Origin of the sequence: Archangium sp. (assembly GCF_036389735.1) — a bacterium.
Taxonomy (GTDB): domain Bacteria; phylum Myxococcota; class Myxococcia; order Myxococcales; family Myxococcaceae; genus Archangium.
In genome coordinates, this window is sequence record NZ_DASVWK010000130.1 from 1 (window position 1) to 3,436 (window position 3,436).

The window sequence follows — 3,436 nt, forward strand, 5'->3', positions numbered from 1 at the left end:
GCCCGTACGGCTGAACCCCCAGTCGCGCAGCAGCAGCGGCCCGGCCGGAATCCGGTGCAGCCCGAGGAACTCGTCCAGGTGCTCGTACAGGTTCCACGGGCTGGAGGAGACATAGAAGATGGGGTTGCCCGCCGCGCCGCCACAGCCCTCGTGCAACGCCTTGTAGAAGGCGTCCACGCCCTCGAAGGGCAGGCGCGTGCGGTGCTCGGTGAGGAAGAGCGCCCAGGCCCGCTTGAGGAAGTTGGTGACGTTGGTGACGATGACGGTGTCGTCGATGTCGCTGATGACGCCGTACTCGGCCTCGGGGCCGGCCACCAGCACGGGGGCGCACACCCGGGCCACGCCCTCGGGATGGGGAGACAGCAGCTCCAGTTCCACGTCGTTCCAGCCGGCCTTCGTTCCGGCGGGCGGTTCCACCCACAGCTCCAGGAAGCCCTCCTCGTCGGTGGTGCCCTCCCACTGGTGCTCGCCCCAGCGCGCCCGCACGCGCGCATGGGGAATCTCCACCGTGTTGTAGCGCTTCCACGAGGCGACGGCGCTGCCGAGCAGCGTGTGCCGCTTCCAGGGTGGGCGCACGCGCCGATCCTCCAGCACGCGCGCCTTGAGGAGCGCCCGTTGGGTCGTCCCGTAACCCCGGTAGGGGAGGATGCGCGGCGGGCGGCCCAACCCCAGCCTGCGGCGCAGGCGCCAGCCCCAGGATTCGGTGAAGTGCTCGACATGGAAGGCGAGCCGGACGAGGGCGTTGGGCGACTTCCGGGACATGGGGGCGGGCTTCTCCACGGGAGGCCCACACTCCATCCCTCCGCGCCTCCCGTCAACGGAGACGCGCGGGGCCCCTCCCGGTCGTGAACACCCGGGGGCCCGGGAAGGGCTCAAGAGGGCTCGCGCGCGAGGAGCACGCGCGGGTGGAGCAGCAGCGCGACGGCCTCGCGCACCGTCCAGTAGATGCGGTCGATGAGGGTCATGTTGCGCTCGGAGAACATCGCGGGGCTGGTGGCCACCTCGAAGCCCTGGAGCCGGAAGTACTGGCGGGCGCGCAGCAGGTGGTACGGGTCGGAGACCACCACCACGCGCCGGGCGCCGAGCGAGCGCAGCACGTCCGCGGAGAAGCGCGCGTTCTGCTCGGTGGAGTGGCTCTGCTCCTCCAGGAGGCAGGCCTCCGCGGGGACGCCGAGCCGCACCGCGAGGTCCCTCATGACGCGGGCCTCGGAGGGCGGGTTCACCCCCACGCCCCCGGAGAAGAGGATCCGAGGCGCGAGACCCTGGTGGTAGAGCTCCACCGCCTTCTCGATGCGCGCGCGCAGCGCGGGGGAGGGCTCGCCGCCCGGCAGCACGCGGGCGCCGAGCACCACCAGGATGTCCGAGGGGACGGCCCGCTCGCGCTGGCCGAAGCGGTCCACCACGAAGGCCAGGCCGTAGAGGCCGAAGGTGACCACTCCCAGGCCCACGAACAGCCATCGCCGGACAAGACCCGGCCTCTTGGAGAGTGCGAGCGGAGGCATGGAGCGCGCAGGTTACACCAGGAACTCGTGACCGGGGCCGGACCAGGCAAGGTGGTTATTCCACAGCCAGGGCAGTGCTTTTCTCGCCCCCGGGGCTACACGGAGGTAGCGTCGCGCTTCCTTGCTTGGGAGTCGGTTCCCCCGATGAAGGTCCGCCGTCTCGACATGACCTCCTTCCGCGGCTTCCGTGAGCTCACCCTGGAGTTCACGGGACCCGTGACCGTGCTCGTTGGAATCAACGGGGCCGGCAAGACTTCGATCCTCGACTGCCTCGCGGTGCTCCTCTCCCAGGTCTCCTCGGGAATCCTGTCCCGCGCAGCACATGGCCGCCGGTTCTACGATTCAGACATTCAGTACGGAGCACCACATACCCTCAACACCGTCGCGGCCGTGTTCGGGGAAAAGCTCATCAGGTGGTCCCTCGCACATGTCCGCAAGGGATTACCCCGGAATGTGTCGAGCACCCTCACCGGGTTGAAGGAGATCGTCTCTCAGGTGCAGGAGGAGAATGCCCTCGGGCGGTATCAACTGCCGCTGGCGATCTACTATCCCGTCAACCGGGCTCCAGACGTTCCCTCGCGGATCCGCGAGCATCATGATTTCGGACCCCTCTCCGCGTTCGACCAAGCCCTGGAGGGAGGCGGCAGGAACTTCCGGCTCTTCTTCGAGTGGTTCCGGGAACGTGAGGACCTGGAGAATGAGCAACGTCTCCGACGGACGGATTACGGCTACCGGGATCATCAACTCGAAACGGTACGAGACGCTATCGAAACGCTCGTCCCCGGATTGTGGGGTCTCCAAATGGAGCGTGCCCCTCAACGCATGGTGGTCCTGAAAGACGGCACCGATGCTCGACTCGACGTCGACCAACTCTCGGATGGAGAGAAGAGCCTGCTTGCCCTGGCGGGAGACCTCGGGCGCCGGCTCGCCCTGGCCAACCCCTCTCTCGAAGACCCGCTATCGGCCGAAGCCGTGGTGCTGATCGATGAGATCGAGCTGCACCTCCACCCTGGCTGGCAGCGCATGGTGGTGGAGCAACTCCAGAAGACCTTTCCCAACTGCCAGTTCATCGTGACGACGCACTCACCACAGGTCCTGAGTCAGGTGCCCGCTGAGTCCGTCATCCTGCTCGACCGGTTTCAGCGTGCGCAACTGCCGGCGGGCACGTTGGGGCGGGACAGCAACGCCATCCTCACGGAGGTGATGGGGGTGGCCGAGCGGCCCCAGGCCACGGCCGACCGGCTCCATGAGATTGCCAAGATGATCGACCGGGAAGAACTGCCCGCGGCCCGTGAGGCCCTGGACGGGTTGGCACGGCAGCTTGGAGAACAGGACTCGGAGGTGGTCCGGCTCCGGTCCCTCATCGGATTCCTGGGAGGCTGAAGTGCGGTACATCCGCAAGGGCTCCGAGCCTCAGGGACTCGTGCGGTACCGGCGCACCCCCGGTGCGGCCTACGCCAACCTGCCCCACGCGGTGAAGGACGAGCTTCGAGAGCAACTCGCAAGGGAGCAGGGTTACCTCTGCTGCTACTGCATGCAGCGCATCTGGCCCGCGCCGGATGGAATGAAGATCGAACACTGGGCATCGCAGACCCACCCCGCCACCACCCATCGCCAGCTCGACTGGAAGAACCTGCTCGGCGCGTGCAAGGGCGGAGAGGGAAGTCCGCAGAGGGATCAGCATTGTGACACCCGGAAGGGTGACACCCCCCTGACTGTGAATCCCACGGAAGAACGCTGCGAGCGGCTGCTGCGATTCCTCGCGGATGGCACGATTGATTCCGATGAGCGTGCCATCAAGGACGACATCCACCAGACGCTGAACCTGAATCAGTCACTCTTGAAGAACAACCGAAGGGCCATCCTGGCCGCCTTCCTGGAAGCCATGGCACGGAAGCATCCCAGCGCCACCTGGTCCGAGGCGGCCATGGAGA

4 protein-coding genes are annotated in these 3,436 nt (G+C 67.2%); 2 read left to right on the forward strand and 2 right to left on the reverse strand.

The genetic code is table 11. From position 1 onward, the window contains the following. Together VF794_RS04965 and VF794_RS04970 are read right to left on the reverse strand one after the other, a co-directional pair. A partial coding sequence (locus VF794_RS04965) for an App1 family protein (protein WP_331108021.1) occupies positions 1-762 on the reverse strand: 762 nt, incomplete at its 3' end. A 110-nt stretch (positions 763-872) separates the two neighbouring features. Next, on the reverse strand, positions 873-1,502 hold the full coding sequence (locus VF794_RS04970) for a YdcF family protein (protein WP_331108022.1): 630 nt from the start codon (positions 1,500-1,502) through the stop codon (positions 873-875). A 144-nt stretch (positions 1,503-1,646) separates the two neighbouring features. On the opposite strand from VF794_RS04970, the gene VF794_RS04975 reads away from it, so the two are divergent. Both VF794_RS04975 and VF794_RS04980 read left to right on the forward strand, forming a co-directional pair. Continuing rightward, complete coding sequence (locus VF794_RS04975) at positions 1,647-2,885, forward strand: AAA family ATPase (RefSeq protein WP_331108024.1); 1,239 nt, start codon at positions 1,647-1,649, stop codon at positions 2,883-2,885. A gap of 1 nt (position 2,886) precedes the next feature. Further along, the coding region (locus VF794_RS04980) for a retron system putative HNH endonuclease (RefSeq protein WP_331108023.1) at positions 2,887-3,436 on the forward strand (550 nt) is incomplete at its 3' end.

What these genes read in the sequence shown, in the direction of transcription:
- VF794_RS04975 (WP_331108024.1), top strand. Translation starts at nt 1,647, where the DNA reads ATGAAGGTCCGCCGTCTCGACATGACCTCCTTCCGCGGCTTCCGTGAG.
- VF794_RS04970 (WP_331108022.1), bottom strand. Translation starts at nt 1,502, where the DNA reads ATGCCTCCGCTCGCACTCTCCAAGAGGCCGGGTCTTGTCCGGCGATGG.